General features: G+C 63.0%; 18 protein-coding genes. 9 read left to right on the plus strand and 9 right to left on the minus strand.

Translation table 11 applies throughout. The annotated features are described in order from the left end of the window. Positions 1-19: 19 nt before the first annotated feature. Positions 20-313 carry a hypothetical protein gene (locus M5B99_RS24715; protein WP_412548760.1) on the minus strand — a complete coding sequence of 98 codons (294 nt, stop codon included), beginning with the start codon at positions 311-313 and terminating at the stop codon, positions 20-22. 378 nt (positions 314-691) lie between these two features. On the opposite strand from M5B99_RS24715, the gene M5B99_RS24720 reads away from it, so the two are divergent. Continuing rightward, complete coding sequence (locus tag M5B99_RS24720; protein ID WP_248806516.1) at positions 692-1822, plus strand: patatin-like phospholipase family protein; 1131 nt, start codon at positions 692-694, stop codon at positions 1820-1822. Positions 1823-1833: 11 nt separating this feature from the next. Here M5B99_RS24720 and M5B99_RS24725 read toward each other — a convergent pair whose 3' ends face one another. Further along, complete coding sequence (locus M5B99_RS24725) at positions 1834-2715, minus strand: EamA family transporter (protein WP_248806517.1); 882 nt, start codon at positions 2713-2715, stop codon at positions 1834-1836. A gap of 94 nt (positions 2716-2809) precedes the next feature. On the opposite strand from M5B99_RS24725, the gene M5B99_RS24730 reads away from it, so the two are divergent. After that, positions 2810-3727 carry a LysR substrate-binding domain-containing protein gene (locus M5B99_RS24730; protein WP_248806518.1) on the plus strand — a complete coding sequence of 306 codons (918 nt, stop codon included), beginning with the start codon at positions 2810-2812 and terminating at the stop codon, positions 3725-3727. A gap of 114 nt (positions 3728-3841) precedes the next feature. Further along, the gene (locus tag M5B99_RS24735; protein ID WP_248806519.1) at positions 3842-4432 is read left to right on the plus strand and encodes a TetR/AcrR family transcriptional regulator; all 591 of its coding nucleotides are present in this window, start codon (positions 3842-3844) and stop codon (positions 4430-4432) included. Positions 4433-4434: 2 nt separating this feature from the next. Here the strand turns inward: M5B99_RS24735 and M5B99_RS24740 are convergent, their stop codons facing one another. Next, the gene (locus M5B99_RS24740) at positions 4435-5895 is read right to left on the minus strand and encodes a sensor histidine kinase (RefSeq protein ID WP_248806520.1); all 1461 of its coding nucleotides are present in this window, start codon (positions 5893-5895) and stop codon (positions 4435-4437) included. After that, on the minus strand, positions 5892-6608 hold the full coding sequence (locus M5B99_RS24745; RefSeq protein ID WP_248806521.1) for a response regulator transcription factor: 717 nt from the start codon (positions 6606-6608) through the stop codon (positions 5892-5894). Before M5B99_RS24745 ends, M5B99_RS24740 begins: the two co-directional genes overlap by 4 nt. Before the next feature lie 159 nt (positions 6609-6767). Here M5B99_RS24745 and msrB point away from each other — a divergent pair, with 159 nt between their 5' ends. Genes msrB through msrA form a run of 3 tightly spaced genes read left to right on the plus strand, consistent with a single transcriptional unit; the run spans position 6768 to position 9868 of the window. Beyond that, positions 6768-7286: a peptide-methionine (R)-S-oxide reductase MsrB gene (gene msrB, locus M5B99_RS24750; protein ID WP_248806522.1), complete on the plus strand. Its 519-nt coding sequence runs from the start codon at positions 6768-6770 to the stop codon at positions 7284-7286. A gap of 27 nt (positions 7287-7313) precedes the next feature. Further along, positions 7314-9119, plus strand: a complete 1806-nt coding sequence (locus M5B99_RS24755) for a cytochrome c biogenesis protein DipZ (RefSeq protein WP_248806523.1) — start codon at positions 7314-7316, stop codon at positions 9117-9119. Positions 9120-9139: 20 nt separating this feature from the next. After that, positions 9140-9868: a peptide-methionine (S)-S-oxide reductase MsrA gene (gene msrA, locus M5B99_RS24760; RefSeq protein WP_412548761.1), complete on the plus strand. Its 729-nt coding sequence runs from the start codon at positions 9140-9142 to the stop codon at positions 9866-9868. A gap of 103 nt (positions 9869-9971) precedes the next feature. Here the strand turns inward: msrA and M5B99_RS24765 are convergent, their stop codons facing one another. Beyond that, the gene (locus M5B99_RS24765; RefSeq protein WP_248806524.1) at positions 9972-11594 is read right to left on the minus strand and encodes a glucan biosynthesis protein D; all 1623 of its coding nucleotides are present in this window, start codon (positions 11592-11594) and stop codon (positions 9972-9974) included. Between the two features lie 316 nt (positions 11595-11910). Here M5B99_RS24765 and M5B99_RS24770 point away from each other — a divergent pair, with 316 nt between their 5' ends. Both M5B99_RS24770 and M5B99_RS24775 read left to right on the plus strand, forming a co-directional pair. Beyond that, a complete protein-coding gene (locus M5B99_RS24770; protein ID WP_248806525.1) occupies positions 11911-12594 on the plus strand; it encodes a response regulator transcription factor in 684 nt (227 codons plus the stop codon). Next, a complete protein-coding gene (locus M5B99_RS24775) occupies positions 12572-13966 on the plus strand; it encodes a sensor histidine kinase (protein WP_248806526.1) in 1395 nt (464 codons plus the stop codon). Before M5B99_RS24770 ends, M5B99_RS24775 begins: the two co-directional genes overlap by 23 nt. A 23-nt stretch (positions 13967-13989) precedes the next feature. Here M5B99_RS24775 and M5B99_RS24780 read toward each other — a convergent pair whose 3' ends face one another. Together M5B99_RS24780 and M5B99_RS24785 are read right to left on the minus strand one after the other, a co-directional pair. Beyond that, positions 13990-14406: an SRPBCC family protein gene (locus M5B99_RS24780; RefSeq protein ID WP_248806527.1), complete on the minus strand. Its 417-nt coding sequence runs from the start codon at positions 14404-14406 to the stop codon at positions 13990-13992. A gap of 108 nt (positions 14407-14514) precedes the next feature. Further along, the gene (locus M5B99_RS24785) at positions 14515-15525 is read right to left on the minus strand and encodes an aldo/keto reductase (RefSeq protein WP_248806528.1); all 1011 of its coding nucleotides are present in this window, start codon (positions 15523-15525) and stop codon (positions 14515-14517) included. Between the two features lie 143 nt (positions 15526-15668). Between M5B99_RS24785 and M5B99_RS24790 the strand changes: the two genes are divergently transcribed. Then, complete coding sequence (locus tag M5B99_RS24790; RefSeq protein ID WP_248806529.1) at positions 15669-16586, plus strand: LysR substrate-binding domain-containing protein; 918 nt, start codon at positions 15669-15671, stop codon at positions 16584-16586. Here M5B99_RS24790 and M5B99_RS24795 read toward each other — a convergent pair. After that, entirely contained in the window at positions 16583-17395 is an 813-nt protein-coding gene (locus M5B99_RS24795) for a hypothetical protein (protein WP_248806530.1), read from the minus strand. The genes M5B99_RS24790 and M5B99_RS24795 overlap by 4 nt on opposite strands. Positions 17396-17571: 176 nt before the next feature. Beyond that, on the minus strand, positions 17572-18126 hold the full coding sequence (phnN, locus tag M5B99_RS24800) for a phosphonate metabolism protein/1,5-bisphosphokinase (PRPP-forming) PhnN (protein WP_248806531.1): 555 nt from the start codon (positions 18124-18126) through the stop codon (positions 17572-17574). Positions 18127-18146: the final 20 nt, after the last annotated feature.

Below are 18146 nucleotides of genomic sequence, written 5' to 3' on the forward strand. Positions count from 1 at the left end.
AAGGCCCATGGACCGGGTTTCATGCTCGGCCAGTCGAGGCCCACCCGGTAGCTCTGGCATTTGTCTGGCAGGGCCCAGGTAATTTGTGCGGCGCGGTGTGCAGGCTGAAACGAGCGTCCTGGCCGAGCATCTGTTCGGCGGCGATATCACCGTCGGTGCTGGTGAAGTCCACCCTGTAGTTGAATAGCTGGCTCAGGCCCTCGGTGCCCTCGGTGCCCTCGAAGACCAGGACGTCGAGTGGTGCCTCAAGCTTGCGAATCCAGAGTGTGTGGCGGCTGTGATCAAAGAAAGTGCATAGCGGGGGGTTGAGCATGTTCACGCATCCATGGCGGTAGACTCGGTCTAAACAGACCCGTGCCACCCCATCAATTCCTTTTGATACCCAAGTAAGGAAAAGTAGTGACAAGCGCGAGCGCTGCTTTCTTGCTCAGCACCATGCGTGATCTCAAACGCGCATTTCTAGTCCCCTAAACACCACAGGGAAGTTTCCGATCAACTTAGAGAAACGACCTACATCCGACTTACAATGTTTCACTACAGAAATAGACAGCCGCCATTTGCATCCACTTGACTGGAGTTTCGAGGGATTATTATTTGACTGACGAACATTGAGTCGAGCGCTCTATGCCGCGCTTCAAGAAAGCACTACCATCGAAAAGCCATTACCCACGCCCCCCACCAGAGAGGAAACATGGAGTCTCCTGCAATCTCGATTGGCCCGCGTTCGGACTATGCCCTTGCCCTCTCCGGCGGCGGCGTTCGAGCCATGGCGTTTCATCTCGGCGTGCTCAAATACCTCGCCGAACAACAGGCCCTGGAACGGCTCACGCAGATTTCCACGGTGTCCGGCGGCAGCTTGCTGGTGGGCCTGATGCTCCACGAAAATCACGGCCAATGGCCCGACTCCGCGATTTTCCTGCAGCGCATCTACCCCGCCCTGCAAACCAAGCTGTGCTCACGCAGCCTGCTTTGGAGTGCCTTGCGCCAGCTGCTCAACCCGCTGAATTGGCGCTTCCTGCTGTCCCGGGCCAACCTGCTGGCCCTGGCCCTGCAAAAGGACTGGGGGGTGACCGCCCTGCTGCCGGAGATCGCCGCCAGACCCGACTGGTCGATCAACGGCACCACGGCGGAAAACGGCAAGCGCTTTCGCTTCAAGCGCAGCAATATGGGGGACTACTCCATCGGCTATGCCAGCACCAGCGGCTTCCCCCTGGCCCAGGCCCTGGCGGTATCGGCGGCGTTCCCCGGCGGCATCGGCCCGCTGTCGCTCAAGACCCGCCGTTTCCAGTGGATGCGGCGCGAGTGGGAAGCCCCGCCGCACAGCGCCGTCGAGGTGCGACTGCCGTTCAGGAAGCTGCGGCTCTACGACGGTGGCGTCTACGACAACCTCGGCCTGGAACCTTTTTTCGACGCGGCGACCGGACAGACCAAGCGCTACGAGTACCCGATCATTGTCTCGGACGCCGGCGCGCCATTGCGGCCGGGGTTTGATGCCGGGGTGCTGAGTCCCTGGCGACTCAAGCGCCTGGCCGACATCATGTCCGACCAGACCCGCGCGCTACGTGGCCGGACCTTTGTCGAATACCTGAAGAAAGCCCCGGGGCGTGGCGGTTACCTGAGTATCGCCAGCGCCCTGGTCGAGCCGGTCAAAGGCAGCGATGCGGCCTTTGCCGCGGGTTTCCCCACCACCCTGAATCGCCTCGAACCCGAGGTGTTCGAACGGATCGCCCGACATGGCTACGCCGTGGCGCAAGCGACCGACCGCGAGTACCCACTGCTGCCCCTGGTCGCGAAAACGCCGGAGCCCCTCGTGCTCTCATGAACCCGCGCCTGTCAGGGCAGCGCCAGCACGCCCAGGCTGGCACTGACCACCAGAGCGGTGCCGACAAACTGCATCGGGATCATCGGCTGAGCCAGCACCACATAACCGGCCAGGGCACCCACCGCCGGTTCGGCACTCATCAGGATGCCAAACGAAGACGCCGGCATCCGCCGCAAGGCAACCATCTCCAGGCCATAAGGCAGCAACGGCACGAACAAGGCCAATCCCACGCAGCTGGCGATCTGCAACAACGGCAGGTGACCACCGCTCTGCCAAAGTCCCAGGGGCGTGGCAATCAGGGCGGCGGCCAACAGCGAGACCGACAGACCTTCAAAACCCTGGAACAACCGACCGACCTTTTTCATCATCAGGATATAAGCCGCCCACCCCGCCGCCGCCCCCAATGCCAGCAGCAAGCCCATCGGGTCGCTCACCCAGCCATCTTCGTTGCGCGCCAACAGCAACACCCCGGTCACGGCCAGCAGCGGCCAGATCAAGGCCCGCCAGCTGCGGACCCCGAGGCTGGCCACCAGCAATGGACCGAGAAACTCGATGGCGATCGCCAAGCCCAGTGGAATGCGCTGGATCGCCGCGAAGAAGCAGCTGGTCATCACCGCCATCGCCAGGCCAAGGCTCCCGGCGGCCAGCCAGCGTGACAGCGAAAACCTGTGCAGCGGTGGCCGCACCAGCAGCGCGAGAATCGCCGCCGCCCAGCACAGGCGCAACCAGGTGGTACTGAACGTGCCATAGGTCTCCATGGTCGGCGTTGCCAGCGCCGCGCCGAACTGAACCAGGAGCATGGACAACACGCAGAGCATGGCCGCCCACAACAGCGCTCGGCGATGGGTCCTGCCGGTATCAGGGAGCGGTAGACCGGTGGCATTTTCCTGCATGCTGAAGTCTCCTTTGAAGGTCGAACCATCCTAGCCAGTCGCACAGACTTCAAATAAGCTGATATTTCTTATCCCGACTTCACAGATATTGATAATGCGCGATCTCGACAGCAGCCTGCTACGAACCTTCGTCACCGTCGCCGAAACCGGTGCGGTGGGCGCTGCCGCCCTGCGCCTGGCGCGCACCCAGGCGGCGGTCAGCATGCAGTTGCGGCGCCTGGAAGACGACCTCGAACGCCGCCTGTTCGACCGCTCGCCCCGGGGCCTGCGACTGACCGAAGCCGGCCACCTGCTGCTGCCTTACGCCCATAGTATCCTTGGCGCCGGGACCGATGCCCGACGGGCCTTGTCCGCTAGCCAGATCGCTGGCAGCGTGCGTTTGGGTCTGCTCGAGGACATCGCGGTGGGCAGCCTGCCCCGGGCGTTGCGGCGCTTTTCCGCAGCCTATCCGCACATTTCCCTGGAAATCGTGATCGACAGCAGCGCGGCCATGTCCGCCAAGTTGGCGGATGGCACCCTGGATGTGATCGTCGGCGACGCTTCGGCGATCAATGCCCAGCCCCAGGCCTGCTGGACCCAGTCGCTGTTCTGGGTCGGCGCCCGCGGCCTGACCCTGCCCGCTGACCTGAGCTCCCAGAGCCTGCCCCTGGTGACCTTCGGCGGTGGCTGCCTGTGGCATGGCCAGGTGGTGAAAATCCTCAAGCGGGCGAACATCCCCTGGCGCGTGGTCTGCAGCAGCACCAGCTTGCCGGCGGTGCAGTCGGCGGTCGAGGCCGGCTTGGGCATCACGGTGTTGCTGGAAGGCAATATCCGCAGCGAAAGCATGCGCGTGCTGGGCCCGGCCGATGGCCTGCCGGCGCCGCCGATCGTCGATTTCGCCCTCTATGTCCGCCGGGTGCCGGCGATCCAGGCCGCGGCAGTCCAGGCCCTGCAGAGCTTTCTCGGCGAAGAGCTGAATATCATCATGCCGCGCACGGCACAAACGACAGAGATCGTCCTGCAAGCCCAATGAGCGCCCGCCCCTGGGACGTCATCCGAGGCACGGCAAAGAGCAGATAGATGTTTACAGCAATCTATAACCTGAAGGATGCTAGGCAGACCACCGCATTCCTTCAGGAGCCCCATCATGCCCCGCGTCTCGCGCAAACAGGCCGAACTCAACCGCGAAAGCATCACCGACGCCGCCGCGCGGCTGTTCCGTGAGCGCGGCCTGAAAGGCCTGAGCCTGGTCGAGGTGATGGGCGCCGCGGGTCTGACCCATGGCGGTTTCTATGGGCATTTCGAGTCCAAGGAGGCCCTGGCCGCGGAAGCGTGCAGCCGCAGTTTCCAGCAGACGGAGGAGCGCTGGCAGCAAACAGCCGAGACCCTGGGTCATGGCGAGCAAGCGCGCCAGGCTATCGTCGAGCGCTACCTCAGCAGCGCACATCGCGACACGCCCGGCGAAGGTTGCCCGGTGGCGGCCTTCTGCGGCGACCTGGCCCATGAAGACCAGGACAGCGAACTGCGCCGCAACTACGTCAAGGGCCTGGAAGCCCTGCTCGACACCTACAGTTCACTGCTGGATGCCAAGGATCCGCATGTCCGGCAAAAAGCCCTGGTGCAGCAGGCGCTGCTGGTCGGCGCCCTGACCCTGGCCCGCTCGACCCGGGGCCAGGCGCTATCGGACGAGTTCCTCGACGCTGCCAAGGCATTTCTGCTCACCGATGCGGGCGCCTAAGATCAGCCCACCGCCGTCAGCTCGAAATAGAACACCGCGCCCTTGCCGGGAATCGACAGCAGGCGAATCTGGCTGTCGTGCAATTGCAGGATGCGCCGCACAATCAGCAGCCCGAGGCCGCCGGAACGCCGGTCGCCGTCCTGATTGAACGGCCGGCGAAACAGGTTTTCCAGCAAGGTCGGGGCAATCCCCGGGCCGGTGTCGCTGACCGTGACCTGGATCTTGCCGCGCCCATGGGCCAGCGCCACCTCGATGCTGCCGCCTTCGGGAGTATGGCGCAGGGCATTGTCGATCAGGTTGGTCAGGACCCGCTCGATCATCCCCAGGTCGGCGCTGACCATCGACGCCCCACGGGGCAAGACTGCCAGCAGTTTCGACTGGCGGGTCTCGGCCATCAGCTCGAACTTCTGGAACACGTCCTGGATCAAGTCGCTGAGGGAGAAGTCCTCGACCTGCAAGCGCACCGCGCCATGCTCCAGACGCGCCAGCTCGAACAGCGCCTGGGCCAACTGCCCGACCTTGCTGCTCTGCGCCAGGGCGATCCCCAGGTAACGCCGGCGCTCATCCGGCGCCAGCACCGCATCCTTGAGGGACAGGGTTTCCAGATAACCGTGCAACGACGCCAGGGGCGTGCGCAAGTCATGGGAAATATTCGCCACCAGTTCGCGGCGGTCCTGATCGAGCTGGGTCAGGCTGCGCCACTGTTCGCCGATGCGCGTGGCCATCTGCGCAAAGCTGGCTTCCAGCACCTCGATCTCATCGCGACGTCCGGCTCCGGCCCGTGACAGCACCGGCAACTGCGCCGGCGCGGCATCGGTATCGAAATCGCGCATGGTTTCAGTCAAGCGGCGCAACGGACGGGTGATCAAGCGGAAGGCGATCAGGCCGGCGATCAGCCCCAGCAGCGCCACCAGGCTCATGGCCCACAAGGTGGTGCGCAGCACCGAACTGGCCGAAACCTGGGCCGCCAGGCGATCATGCTCTTCGCCCTGGAGGACCACGTACAGATAGCCCAGCTCCTTGCCGCCACTGCGCAAGGCCGCAGCGCTGAACACCTTGCGCCCGACATCGCTGCGCGGGTCGTCACCGAGGATCGGCAACGGCTGGCCGTCGAGCAGCCGGCGGATTGGCGCCAGGTCGACGTGATCGCGATGCAGGTGGCCTTGCGGCGCGGCATCGCCGGTGATCTTGCCGCTGGGCGAGAGCAGATAGACTTCCACGCTCGGGTTGACGTTCATCAACTGGCCGAACAGCGCGCGGACGCCCTCCATGGTCAGTCCTTCGGTGCCCACCAGCCGGTTGTCCAGGGCAATGCTCTGGGCCAGGTCCCGGGACAGGCCCTGGACCACTTCTTTTTCGTGCATGTCGCTGGCTCGCACCTGCAACCACACCGAAGCCCCGCAACAGGCCAGCAGCAGGATGGAAAAGGCCAGGGACAGGCGCTGGGACAGGGTCAGGTTCATGACGGACGACTCACCGGCGAGAAGCGATAGCCGCGGCCCCAGACCGTGAGAATCCGTTCGGGTTGCGCCGGGTCGACTTCGATCTTGGCCCGCAGGCGATTGATATGGGTGTTGACCGTGTGTTCATAGCCGTCGTGCTGGTAGCCCCAGACCTGGTTCAGCAGGTCCATGCGCGAATACACGGTGCCGGGGTTTTTCATGAAGAAATGCAGCAGGTCGAATTCCCGTGGGGTCAGGTCCAGGGGCTTGCCGTCGACCCGGGCTTCACGGGTCAGTGGATCGAGGCTCAGGCCGCCCTGCTCCAGGGTCCCCGCTTCGATTTTCAGGCTCTTGGCCAGGGCATCGACCCGCCGTAGCAAGGCCTTGACCCGCGCCGCCAGTTCCAGCATCGAGAACGGCTTGGCCAGGTAATCGTCGGCGCCCAGTTCCAGCCCGAGCACCCGGTGCATCTCGCTGGAGCGGGCGCTGGTGATGATGATCGGCGTGTAGCGCGCCATGGCCCGCGCTTGCCGGCAGATCTCCAGGCCATCGACGCCCGGCAGCATCAGGTCGAGGATCAGCGCATCCCAGGAACCCTTGCTCAGTTGCGCCAGGCCGAGGTTGCCGTCGGCGCAATGGGTGACCTCATAACCTTCGTCCCGCAGGTGCAGGCTCAGCAGGCCCGCCAGGTGCAGGTCATCTTCAACGATCAGAATACGCTTGGGTGAATCCATGGGCAGCCTTCGTGCTGGTAATCGCCGGAAACGACGCCTGGATCATTGTGCCGGATCGCCAGGCAGCAATGTTCACAAATAAGTTAACTTTACGGGAGGATTTGGCGACCCTCGCCGTCCAACAATGAAAGCCTGATCAATCACCGTGGACGCGACGCCATGTCCTCCAGAAGACGCTTTCTTGTTTCCAGTGCCGCCACCCTGCTCGCCGCCGGCCTTTTCGACTGGCGCGCCGTGGGTGCCACCTTCGGCAGCGGCAGCCGCTCGGCCGATAGCGGCGAAACCTTCGAAGTCAGCCATACCGACGCCGAGTGGAAAGCCATGCTCAGCGCCGAGCAGTATGAAGTGCTGCGCCACGAAGGCACCGAGCGGCCCTACAGCAGTGCCCTCAACGAGGAGCACCGCGACGGTGTGTTCGCCTGTGCCGGCTGCCGCCTGGCGCTGTTTTCCTCGGCCGCCAAGTACGACAGCCACACCGGCTGGCCGAGCTTCACCGCACCGCTGGAAAGCGCCGTGGCCACCCGTCGCGACACCTCCTTCGGCGTCTCCCGGACCGAAGTGCATTGCCACCGTTGCGGCGGCCACCTGGGCCATGTGTTCCCCGACGGACCGCCGCCCACCGGCCTGCGCTACTGCATGAACGGTGTCGCCATGACCTTCGCCCCTGGCGCGGCCTGATTCCCACGTTGCAACAAGGACTCCATCATGTTCCTGCTTATCCTGGCCTACCTCGGCGGTCTTCTGACCATCCTCAGCCCCTGCATCCTGCCGGTGCTGCCGTTCGTCTTCGCCCGCTCCGGCGAGCCGTTTCGGCGCAGCGGCCTGCCCTTGCTCTGTGGCATGGCCCTGACCTTCGCCCTGGTCGCCACCCTGGCGGCGGTCGGCGGTGGCTGGGTGGTGCAGGCCAACCAGTACGGCCGTTGGCTGGCCCTGGCGCTGATGGCGTTTTTTGCTATTACCCTGCTGTTCCCGCACCTGGCCGAGCGCCTGACCCAACCGTTGGTGGCCGCCGGTGACCGGCTGTCGCGCTCGGCGCAAAGCCATGATGGCTCGCCCAGCGCGCGCTCGTCCTTTGTGCTGGGCATCGCCACCGGCCTGTTGTGGGCACCCTGCGCCGGACCGATCCTCGGCCTGATCCTGACCGGCGCCGCCCTGCAAGGCGCGAACATCGGCACCACCTTGCTGTTGCTGGCCTATGCCGCCGGTGCCGCGACCTCCCTGGCCGGCGCGCTGCTGGTGGGCGGCAAGTTGTTCAATGCGATGAAGCGCAACCTCGGCACCGGCCAATGGCTGCGTCGAGGATTGGGCGCGGCCATGCTGATCGGTGTGGTCGCCATCGGCCTGGGCCTGGACACCGGTATCCTGACCCGGGTATCCACGGTGGCCACCTCGGGCCTCGAGCAGAAACTGCTCGACAACCTGACACAGAAGAAAACCCCGGACCAAGGCGGCGCGATGATGGCGGCTGTAAACAGTGACGCCGGCCAACCCGCCGGCAGCATGATGGCCATGGCGGCCAAAACTGGCGGTGCGGAACGGGCGCTGCCGGTGGAAGGCAGCCTGCCGGACCTGTCGGGCGCCGTGCAGTGGCTCAATTCCGCGCCGCTGAGCGCCGCCGAACTCAAGGGCAAAGTGGTGCTGATCGACTTCTGGACCTACTCCTGCATCAACTGCCTGCGCAGCCTGCCCTACGTCAACGCCTGGGCGCAGAAGTACCACGACCAGGGCCTGGTGGTGATCGGCGTGCATGCGCCGGAATTCGCCTTCGAACGCGATATCGACAACGTCCGCCAGGCCGTGGGCAAGCTGGGCATCCAGTACCCGGTGGCCATCGACAACAACTATGCGATCTGGCGCGGCTTCAACAACCAGTATTGGCCCGCCCACTACTTCGTCGATGCCCAGGGCCGCGTGCGTTATCACCACTTCGGTGAAGGCGACTATGAAGGTTCCGAACAGGTGATCCAGCAACTGCTGAAAGAAGCCGGCCAGCAGAATGTCTCCGGCGGCATGGTCAGTGCCCAGGCCCAGGGCGTGATGCAGGCCGCCGACGAAGCCGAAGTGAAATCGCCGGAAACCTACCTGGGTTATGACCGCGCCGAGAACTTCGCTTCGCCGGGCGAGCAGGTGGCGGACCAATCGAAAAACTACGCGGCGCCAAAACAGCCGGCCTTGAACCAGTGGGGCCTGGACGGCCAATGGACCGCCCATGCCGAGCAGGTGACGCTCAACCAGGCCCCAGGCCAGGTGGTCTACCGCTTCCATGCCCGTGACCTGCACCTGGTACTGGGTCCGGGCGCGGATGGCAAGCCGGTGCGCTTCAAGGTGCGTATCGACGGCGCGACGCCCGGCGCCAACCACGGCACCGACACCGACGCCAACGGCGAAGGCATGGTGACTGAACAGCGCCTGTACCAACTGGTCCGTCAGGCCGGAGACGTCAGCGAACATACCTTCTCCATTGAGTTTCTCGATCCCGGCGTACAAGCCTACGCCTTTACCTTCGGTTGATCGCCACGAGGATGAACACGATGAAAACGCCACTGATGCAACGAAAAACCAAGTCGCCGCTGTTGATATTCGCCGGGATCGCCACCTTGTCCTTCTCGGTGCTGCTGTTCCAGCGCCTGGCCTGGTCGGCGGAGGACGCGGTGCAGATCGCCCCACCGGCCCTGGATCAGGCGGCCGGCGCCCACGGCAAGGCCACGGCGGTGTTTGCCGGCGGCTGCTTCTGGGGCGTGCAGGGGGTGTTCCAGCATGTGCGCGGGGTCGAGAACGCGGTGTCGGGTTATACCGGCGGCGCGGCGGATACCGCACGATACGAATCGGTGGGCGAAGGCTCGACCGGACACGCCGAATCGGTGCAGGTGACCTATGACCCGAGCCAGGTCAGTTATGGGCAGCTGTTGCAGGTGTTTTTCTCGGTGGCCCATAACCCGACGGAGCTCAACCGCCAGGGGCCGGACAGTGGCACGCAGTACCGTTCGGCGATTTTCCCGATGAATGCCGAACAGGAAAGCATCGCCAAGGCCTATATCGCCCAGTTGGATACCGCCAAGGCATTCCCTGCCGCGATCGTCACCCGGATCGAGGACGGCAAGGTCTTCTATCCGGCCGAGGGTTATCACCAGAACTACCTGACGTTGCACCCGAACGCGCCGTATATCGCCATCAACGATTTGCCGAAGGTGGAGAACCTCAAGCGCCTGGAGCCGCAGCTGTACCGGGCTGATCCGGTGCTGGTGCCGGACGTCAATTGATGACCAATGCTGCAGACTCAAGAGCAATCTTGAGTCTGGCCACGATTTGTGGCGAGCGGGCAAGCCCGCTCGCCACAGGACCGTGTTCGGACTCCAAACTTCCTTATCCGGTATAGCGCCGCTTGTCCGCAGCCGGCGGGAAGTACTGGTACAACCAGGTTTCGCTCAAGGTCCGGTCACGGGTGCGAATAAACAGCCGCAACTCCACCGGGTCGACCCCATCGTCGCTCGGGTACCAGTCGAACGTCACCCGATAGCCGTTGATTTCGTCCAGCTTGAGGACATCGAAATCCTTTACCTGACCACGAGACGTCGTCACCACCGGCTCGATCTCGGCCCCCAGGGGCAGACGCTCCAGGCCGCCGCCGGTAAAGTCCACGGCAAAGCGCCGGGCCCAGACCTCGGGGTAATGCTCGCCCGGCGCCCAGCCTTCGACAAACCCACCCATGCCCGAACGGGTCGCGTGCACCCGTGCCAGCGGCGTTCCCACCGGCGGTATCGCACTCCAGTAGAGCTTGTAGCCGTAGTTCAGCGAAGCCCCCGCCGCCACCGGTTCCTTGGGCGTCCAGAACGCCACGATATTGTCCAGGGTCTCGCCCGTGGTGGGGATTTCCAGCAGATCGACAGAGCCTTCACCCCAAGCCGTGGTCGGCTCGACCCACAGACTCGGACGCCGGCTGTACCAGTCGACGGTATCCTGGTAGCTGGCGAACTCATGGTCAGTCTGCACCAGGCCGAAGCCCTTCGGGTCCTTGTCGGCGAAGGCGTTGAACTGCAAGGTCGCCGGGTTGTTCAGCGGCCGGCAGATCCACTCGCCATTGCCACGCCACATGGCCAGGCGGTCGGAGTCGTGGATCTGCGGGTGAAGGGTGTCGCACATCCGCCGCTCATGGGTGCCGCAACTGAACATGCTGGTCATCGGCGCGATGCCCAACTGCTCGATGGCGGTACGTGCATTGATATGGGCGTCGACCGCCATCACCACCTGCTCGGCCTGGCAATCGATGTCGAAACGGTAGGCCCCGGTGGCGCTCGGCGAATCAAGCAAGGCATAGACCACGAAGCGGGTGCTGTCCTTATCCGGGGTTTCAAACCAGAAATGGGTGAAGTCGGGAAACTCCTCGCGCTTCTTCCCATAGGTATCGATCGCCAGCCCGCGGGCCGAAAGGCCGTATTGCCCGGTCTTGTCCACCGCGCGGAAGTAGCTGGCGCCGAGGAACGAGACAATGTCGTGCTGATCGATTTCCGGGGCCTTGAACAGCTTGAAACCGGAGAATCCCAGGTCGCCCTTGAGCCGCGACGGATCGATGCCGCTGCGGGCATAGTTGAACAACGCCGGACGGAAATGCACCTCGCGGGCCTGGCGCGTCTGCGCGTCGACGCTGTACATGCGCACCGGTTGCTTGAAACCCATGCCGACGTGAAAGAACTGCATGTCCAACTGGCCCTTGAGCTCATTCCACAGCGAATGCCGGGCATCGTACTGAATGGCATTGAACTGCTGCGGGGTCATGTCCGCCAGGGACTGCGGCAACACCTGGCGGGTGCTGACATAGTCCTTCGCGGCGAGCTTCTTCGCCTGGGCCTGCAGTGTCTCGAAGTCGAAGTGTTCTATCTCGCCATTCGCGGTGGCAGCAAGCGCCCGAGCCGCGAACAGACCACTGGCCGACAGGCCGGTATAGGCCGCCAGGGCCATGGAAGCTTTCAGAAGATTGCGGCGGTGCATAAAAAGACCTGTACAGAAGCTGCCGGACATCCGGAACCCTGGGGCGCCGGATCAAAAGAAGCGCTCATTCAAGACTGCGAACGAATGCGGCTACAGGTAACAGATAACAAATCCCGGTTACGGTTCGCAACATCCTACAGAAAACTTACTGACAGCCTTTATTCAGCCAAGGTGTGGCTATATGTTTCCAGCCTCTCAAGAGACCCGAGGCACCCTGTGAACAGCTGCCCAGGGCCCGTGAAGATTTTTTCAGAATGTTTTCACGCGGTTCTTGGCACACTTGCCCACTTGTTTTGAAGGTCCGTCGAGGCAATCCATGACCCGCATCCTGACCATCGAAGATGATGCTGTAACCGCCAAGGAAATCGTGGCTGAACTGAGCAGCCACGGGCTAGAAGTTGACTGGGTCGACAATGGCCGCGAAGGCCTGGTCCGCGCTGTCAGCGGCGACTATGACCTGATCACCTTGGATCGCATGCTGCCGGAACTCGATGGTCTGGCCATCGTCACCACGCTGCGGACCATCGGGGTGGCCACGCCGATCCTGATGATCAGCGCCCTCTCCGATGTCGACGAACGCGTACGCGGCCTGCGCGCCGGCGGCGACGATTACCTGACCAAGCCCTTCGCCTCCGACGAAATGGCGGCGCGAGTCGAAGTGCTGTTGCGGCGCAAGAGCCCGGCACGGGAATTCGAGACTTCATTGCGAGTGGCCGATCTCGAGCTCAATCTGATGACCCGCGAAGCCTCCCGGGCCGATCAGTTGCTAAGTTTGTTGCCCACCGAGTACAAGCTGCTGGAATTCCTGATGCGCAACACCGGACAGATCCTCTCACGGATGATGATTTTCGAAGAGGTCTGGGGCTATCACTTCGACCCCGGCACCAACCTGATCGACGTTCATATCGGTCGTCTGCGCAAGAAGATCGACGGCCCGGGCCTGGCGCCGCTGATTCGCACCGTGCGAGGCTCGGGTTATGTCATTGCCGAACCCCTCTAAAGGCTGGCGCTCCTCCACCAGCCGGCTGCTGGCTCTCTACAGTTTCCTGTTCGTGGCCTGGAGCTGCAGCCTGATGGGGGTGCTGTACTACGAGGTATCCGGTTACCTGAGTACCCTCGCCCGACATTCGTTGATGCAACGCCAACACCTGTTTTCGCGTTTCCAGGGCCAACCGCTGATGGAAGCACTGACCACCAGCATGACCTTCGACATGCGCGGGGTGGACGCCTATGGCCTGTTCAACGAGCAGAAAATACACCTGAGCGGGCCGATCCAGGAAATCCCCGACGAGCTGCCCATGGACGGCAGGATCCATGAGCTGGCCAACTGCATCGACTCCGACGACCCGAACCTGCCCCAGGACAGTTGCGATGCGGTGGTCACCCAGACCCACGACGGACGCTGGCTGGTGTTGGTACGCGACAACGGCTCGTTGTTCGGCATCACCCGGATCATTCTCCACGCCCTGTTCTGGGCGGTATCACTGACCATTCTGCCCGGCGTTGCCGGCTGGCACCTGCTGCGTCGCCAACCGATCCGGCGGATTCGCGCGATCCAGGTCAGCGCCGAGTCGATCATCGCCGGCGACCTGGGGCATCGCCTGCCGCTGTCAAACCGCCGCGACGAGCTGGATATGCTGGCGGCGATCGTCAACGCCATGCTCGACCGGATCGAGAGGCTGATGCACGAGGTCAAGGGGGTCTGCGACAACATTGCCCATGACCTGCGCACGCCGCTGACCCGTTTGCGCGCCCAGTTGTATCGGATCCAGCAACAGACCGCCGAGGGTTCGCCGGAGTCCTTGCAACTGGATGGGGTGATTGCCGAGACCGATACCTTGATGGCGCGTTTTCGCGGTTTGTTGCGCATCTCCGAACTGGAAGACCATCAGCGGCGCTCCGGCTTCCTGGTGCTGAACCCTTTGCCGCTGCTGCACGAGCTGCATGACTTTTACTTGCCGTTGGCCGAGGAAGCCGAGATCCACCTGCGCCTCGAAGCGCCCGAGACACTGCCAGCGATCACTGGCGACCGGGCCTTGTTGTTCGAAGCCCTGGCCAACCTCCTGAGCAACTCCATCAAGTTCACCCCACCGGGCGGTGAGGTGGTGTTGATGGCGAGCAACGATGCGGGCAGTACCCGCATCGAAGTCCTCGATTCCGGCCCCGGTATCCCGGTGTCCGAGCGCGAAGCGGTGTTCCAGCGCTTCTATCGCTGCGACGAGGGTGCCCAGCACGGCGGCTTCGGCCTGGGCCTGTCGATTGTCGCCGCCATCGTCAACCTGCACGGCTTCACCCTCGACATCGGCAGTGCCGAACAGACCGGTGCACGCTTGATCCTCAACTGCCGGAACAGCCTGATCAGCATGGATTGAACCCCAAGACCCAAGCCTTGGGTTCAGCCCGGGAAATTGGCCCTCAAGGCCGCAAGGCCCTCGGCATAGATCCCGTGGAACAGTTCCACCGCTTCTTCTTCGCTGACGTCCACCGGGGTGAAGATTCCCGCCCACTCGACGATCGAAGTGTGCGGATCATTCCCTTCACGGACCTGCATCGTGGCCAGGTAGTCGGCCACCGGGAACGGTTGCTCGATAAAGGAATAGCTGTAGCGCCGGGCGCGGTTGTCAAACGCTTCCAGGCGCTCGACGATCAGCACACCGTCCGCCGTGTGCAAGCTGCGCACACGCCCGCCTTCGCTGAGGCGGCTTTGACGAATGAACGGTAGCCAGTCCGGCAGGGAGTCGAACCCCCCCATCAGTTGCCAGACCTGCTCCGGTGGCGCACCGATTTCGAGGGTTACGGATGTTGCGGCCATGAATAATCTCCAGGGATAAGTGGGATAGCCGGTCTGATCCCGGTACTGGAACCACTGACGCCAGCGACGTTATCGGACCGTTTGACAGGCATAAGCTCCTTTCTGGTTTCAGACCAGCGGCAACGGTGCATTGCCCGCCACCAACCCTTCGTCACGCAACGCTTGCCAGAACGTCAGCGGGATCGGCTCCCGCAGGGCCGCCACATCCTCGGCGATCCGCTCTGGCCGGCTGGCGCCGGGAATCACCGCCGCCACGGCCGGATTGGCCAGGGAGAACTGCAAGGCCGCGGCCTTGAGGCTCACCCCAAAGCGTTGCGCGATGGTCTTTATCCGTTCAACTTTAGCCATAATTTGTGACGATGCCGGTTGATATTCGAAATGCGTCCCGCCGGCCAGCACCCCGGAACTGTAGGGGCCACCGACGACGATATCGACTTGCCGTGCCAGCGCCTCGGGCATCAAGCGCTGCAGGGCCCGCTCGTGATCCAGCAGGGTGTAGCGCCCCGCCAGCAGGAAACCGTCGGGCTGCGCTTCGTCCAGTTGCAGGGTCAACTCACACGGTTCTACCTTGTTCACCCCCAGGCCCCAGGCCTTGATCACGCCCTCCTCGCGCAGACGGCTGAGCACTCGGAAGGCACCTTTGCGCGCCTGGTTGAAATACTCCAGCCATTCGTCACCATAGAAGTCCTGGGCAATGTCGTGCACCCAGACGATGTCCAGACGGTCGGTCTTCAAGCGCTCGAGGCTACCCTCGATGGAGCGCAGCGTGGCATCGGCGGAGTAGTCATTGACCATCTTGTTGGGACGGCCATGTTCGAAGACTCCGGCCTTTTCCCCAAGGTCGCGGGCGGCGACATCTTCCACTTCATCCAGCACCAGCCGGCCGACCTTGCTGCTGAGCACGTATTGATCCCGTGGGTGCTTGGCCAGGGCCTCGCCCAGGCGAATTTCCGAAAGCCCCGAACCGTAGAACGGTGCCGTGTCGAAGTAACGCACGCCCTGGGCCCAGACCGCATCGACGGTGGCCAGGGCCTCTTCCTCGGGAATGGCGCGAAACATGTTGCCCAATGGGGCGGTCCCGAAACCCAGGGTACCTGGCAGTTTGTCTCTGATGCTCATCGTAATGATCCTTTGAATGGAAATGATGAGTCCGCCTCACCTACCGGAGTGACGCGGATCTCGCTGTCGGGATCAATACTAGGTTGCGTACTTTTGACCGTCCAAGACATAATTTGCACAACTTGAGTCCTGAAAGGTCTGAAATGATTGATATACGCCAGCTGCGCTATTTCGTGGTCGTCGCCGAAGAAGAGCACGTCGGGCGGGCCGCCGAGCGACTGCATATCTCCCAATCACCCCTGAGCCGGCAAATCGCCCAGCTGGAGGAACGCCTGGGCCTGACCCTGTTCGAGCGCAGCCTGCAACGCATCCGCCTGACCGCCGACGGCCAGACCTTTCTCGCCGAGACCCGGGCCTTCCTGACCCATGCCAACCGGCTGGAGTCCCTCGGGCGACGGCTGGGTCGTGGCGAAGAAGGTGGCCTGTGCATCGGCTACATCGAGAACGCCATGCATTCGGGTGTGTTGCCCCAGGCCCTGCGCAGCTTGCGCGCCGAGCGGGCGGATGTGCATATCGCCCTCTACAGCCTCAATTCGGCACAGCAACTGGAAGGCCTGCGCCAGCGCAGCCTCGATATCGCCCTGGTCAGCGAGCCGCCTGTGACGGATGACCCGGACCTGAACAGCGCCCGCGTGCTCGACGACCCCATGCTGCTGGCCCTGCCGGAATGGCATCCGCTGGCGCAACTGAGCGAATTGACCCCGGCGGACTTTCTGGAACAGGAATGGATTGCCGTGCAGCACCCCCAGCGCACCGGTAGGCAGGACGATTTCATCCAGGCCTGCATCAAGGCCGGATTCAACCCCAATGTCCGGCTGCAAGCCAATGAACCGCTGACAGCGCTGGGGCTGGTGGCAGCGGGGCTGGGCTTGACCATGATCCAGCAGAGCCTGCGACACAACACGCCCCAGGGCGTGGTACTGCGGGAATTGCCCTGGATGATCTACACCACGCCCTTGTGGGCGGCCTGGCACCGGATCAACTTGCGGCCGCTGGTGGCGACCTTCAGGGAAGTGCTGGTGCAGGGCGCGATTGCGATCGACCTGCCGACACGCCTCTAGATGTCCATGATCTTGGCGGCAAAGGCATTCCAGCCTGCCGGCTCCTGGATCAGTGCCATGTAGTTATGGGAAAAGCCGTACATTACGCCGCGACGTGTCATGAGTTCGCGGACGATGGCGGTCGCCGGGCCGCCGCCACTGCCCTTCAACAGGTTCTGCTCCTGATAGGCGCGCCAGTGCAGCTCCATTGCAATGATCTTGCACAGCGCCGACTCCTGGGCCGCCACGCCGGTATTCTTCGCCACCAGACAGAGTTTGATAGGCAGGCTGACGGCCAACGATACCCCACCAGGAATAGCCGCCAAGCCGACCCCGAGGCCTTTGTTGAACAACTTATGGGTTTTCATGAGTTTCAATAATTCAAACCACCGACACAAGGTTTTACTCTGCCGGCAGTTCCTGGCCATTTCAGAAAAACGATGCAAGTGCATGGCGGACACCCCGGCGGAACTTCCCTCGCGAATCAACGCATAAGGATTGACGGGCAACGCCGTGCTGCCGAGCGCCGCTGCCGTTCCGGTAAAGGACTGTACATAATTACGCACTTTACGATGCTGCAACAGGTGTTTGGTCTTGGGTGAAGGCCGCGCGTCAACACCATTCACAACGAAATAGGGATTATCCACCAGGGCCGAACTCGGCTGCCCCATCTTGTAGGAACCCACCAGTGGTGCCACGCTGGCCCCCGTGCCATAGGGGATGAGTCCGGACAGTGCCAGGGCCATGTCCAGGAGCACGCTGTCCATCTTGAGACTGTACTGGGAAAGCTCTTTCACCCTGGCGGCAAACTTGTCTCGCTCCACACTCATATCGGCCTACCTCTCGCGTTAAAAAACCCGGGAATCTTCAATTAAAGTATCAGTCCCGAGCCGTGTTCAACGAGGTAAAAAAAGGCCAATTTATTACTTGAGTTTTCCATTTATTTAAAAACGACAAAAACAATAAGAAGCTTCCTAAAAGACCGCTGCTTCTTTATAAAGTCCCACTATTTTCCGATCAGCCTGAACAACGTTTCCAGGCTTTGACGGAGGGGGCCGGAGTTATCCAGCAAACTCATCGAGGGATCCTCCGCCGCCAATAGCAAGGCGGTGAACTCAGCATTGCGCGCCAGGCGCGCCTCGATCTGCGGCAAGCTCTCCCGCCCCCGGGCCAGCAACCGCTCACGCAAGACCGCCGGGTCGACGGTGAGCAGGATCACCTGCAAATCCGGATAACGCGCGCGCGCCTTGGGCAGATAGCCCCGTGAGCCGTTGACCAGCACATCCAGGCCAGCGGCCAGCCAGTCGTCGACCAGGCGCGGGATGCCATAGCACAGGCCATTGGCTTGCCAGCTCATGGCAAAGGCGCCCTGGGCCTGCAACGTTGCGAATTGCCCGGCACTGACCGACTGCGCCGCCTCGCCCACCGCCTCGGCCGAACGGGTGATGACCCGCCGGGCAATCCGGCAGCCATGCGCGGCCAGGGGGTCGCGGGCGGCATCGAGCAAACTGTCCTTGCCCGAGCCCGAAGGCCCGATGAGATAGATCAATCGGCCAGCCATCCACAGTCCCCCCCCATGGG

The sequence above is a fragment of the Pseudomonas sp. MWU13-2100 genome (genome assembly GCF_023242365.1).
Lineage (GTDB): Bacteria > Pseudomonadota > Gammaproteobacteria > Pseudomonadales > Pseudomonadaceae > Aquipseudomonas.

Coding starts and splice junctions, on each gene's coding strand:
- M5B99_RS24715 (WP_412548760.1), bottom strand. CDS start 313: ATGCTCAACCCCCCGCTATGCACTTTCTTTGATCACAGCCGCCACACA.
- M5B99_RS24720 (WP_248806516.1), top strand. CDS start 692: ATGGAGTCTCCTGCAATCTCGATTGGCCCGCGTTCGGACTATGCCCTT.
- M5B99_RS24725 (WP_248806517.1), bottom strand. CDS start 2,715: ATGCAGGAAAATGCCACCGGTCTACCGCTCCCTGATACCGGCAGGACC.
- M5B99_RS24730 (WP_248806518.1), top strand. CDS start 2,810: ATGCGCGATCTCGACAGCAGCCTGCTACGAACCTTCGTCACCGTCGCC.
- M5B99_RS24735 (WP_248806519.1), top strand. CDS start 3,842: ATGCCCCGCGTCTCGCGCAAACAGGCCGAACTCAACCGCGAAAGCATC.
- M5B99_RS24740 (WP_248806520.1), bottom strand. CDS start 5,895: ATGAACCTGACCCTGTCCCAGCGCCTGTCCCTGGCCTTTTCCATCCTG.
- M5B99_RS24745 (WP_248806521.1), bottom strand. CDS start 6,608: ATGGATTCACCCAAGCGTATTCTGATCGTTGAAGATGACCTGCACCTG.
- msrB (WP_248806522.1), top strand. CDS start 6,768: ATGTCCTCCAGAAGACGCTTTCTTGTTTCCAGTGCCGCCACCCTGCTC.
- M5B99_RS24755 (WP_248806523.1), top strand. CDS start 7,314: ATGTTCCTGCTTATCCTGGCCTACCTCGGCGGTCTTCTGACCATCCTC.
- msrA (WP_412548761.1), top strand. CDS start 9,140: ATGAAAACGCCACTGATGCAACGAAAAACCAAGTCGCCGCTGTTGATA.
- M5B99_RS24765 (WP_248806524.1), bottom strand. CDS start 11,594: ATGCACCGCCGCAATCTTCTGAAAGCTTCCATGGCCCTGGCGGCCTAT.
- M5B99_RS24770 (WP_248806525.1), top strand. CDS start 11,911: ATGACCCGCATCCTGACCATCGAAGATGATGCTGTAACCGCCAAGGAA.
- M5B99_RS24775 (WP_248806526.1), top strand. CDS start 12,572: ATGTCATTGCCGAACCCCTCTAAAGGCTGGCGCTCCTCCACCAGCCGG.
- M5B99_RS24780 (WP_248806527.1), bottom strand. CDS start 14,406: ATGGCCGCAACATCCGTAACCCTCGAAATCGGTGCGCCACCGGAGCAG.
- M5B99_RS24785 (WP_248806528.1), bottom strand. CDS start 15,525: ATGAGCATCAGAGACAAACTGCCAGGTACCCTGGGTTTCGGGACCGCC.
- M5B99_RS24790 (WP_248806529.1), top strand. CDS start 15,669: ATGATTGATATACGCCAGCTGCGCTATTTCGTGGTCGTCGCCGAAGAA.
- M5B99_RS24795 (WP_248806530.1), bottom strand. CDS start 17,395: ATGAGTGTGGAGCGAGACAAGTTTGCCGCCAGGGTGAAAGAGCTTTCC.
- phnN (WP_248806531.1), bottom strand. CDS start 18,126: ATGGCTGGCCGATTGATCTATCTCATCGGGCCTTCGGGCTCGGGCAAG.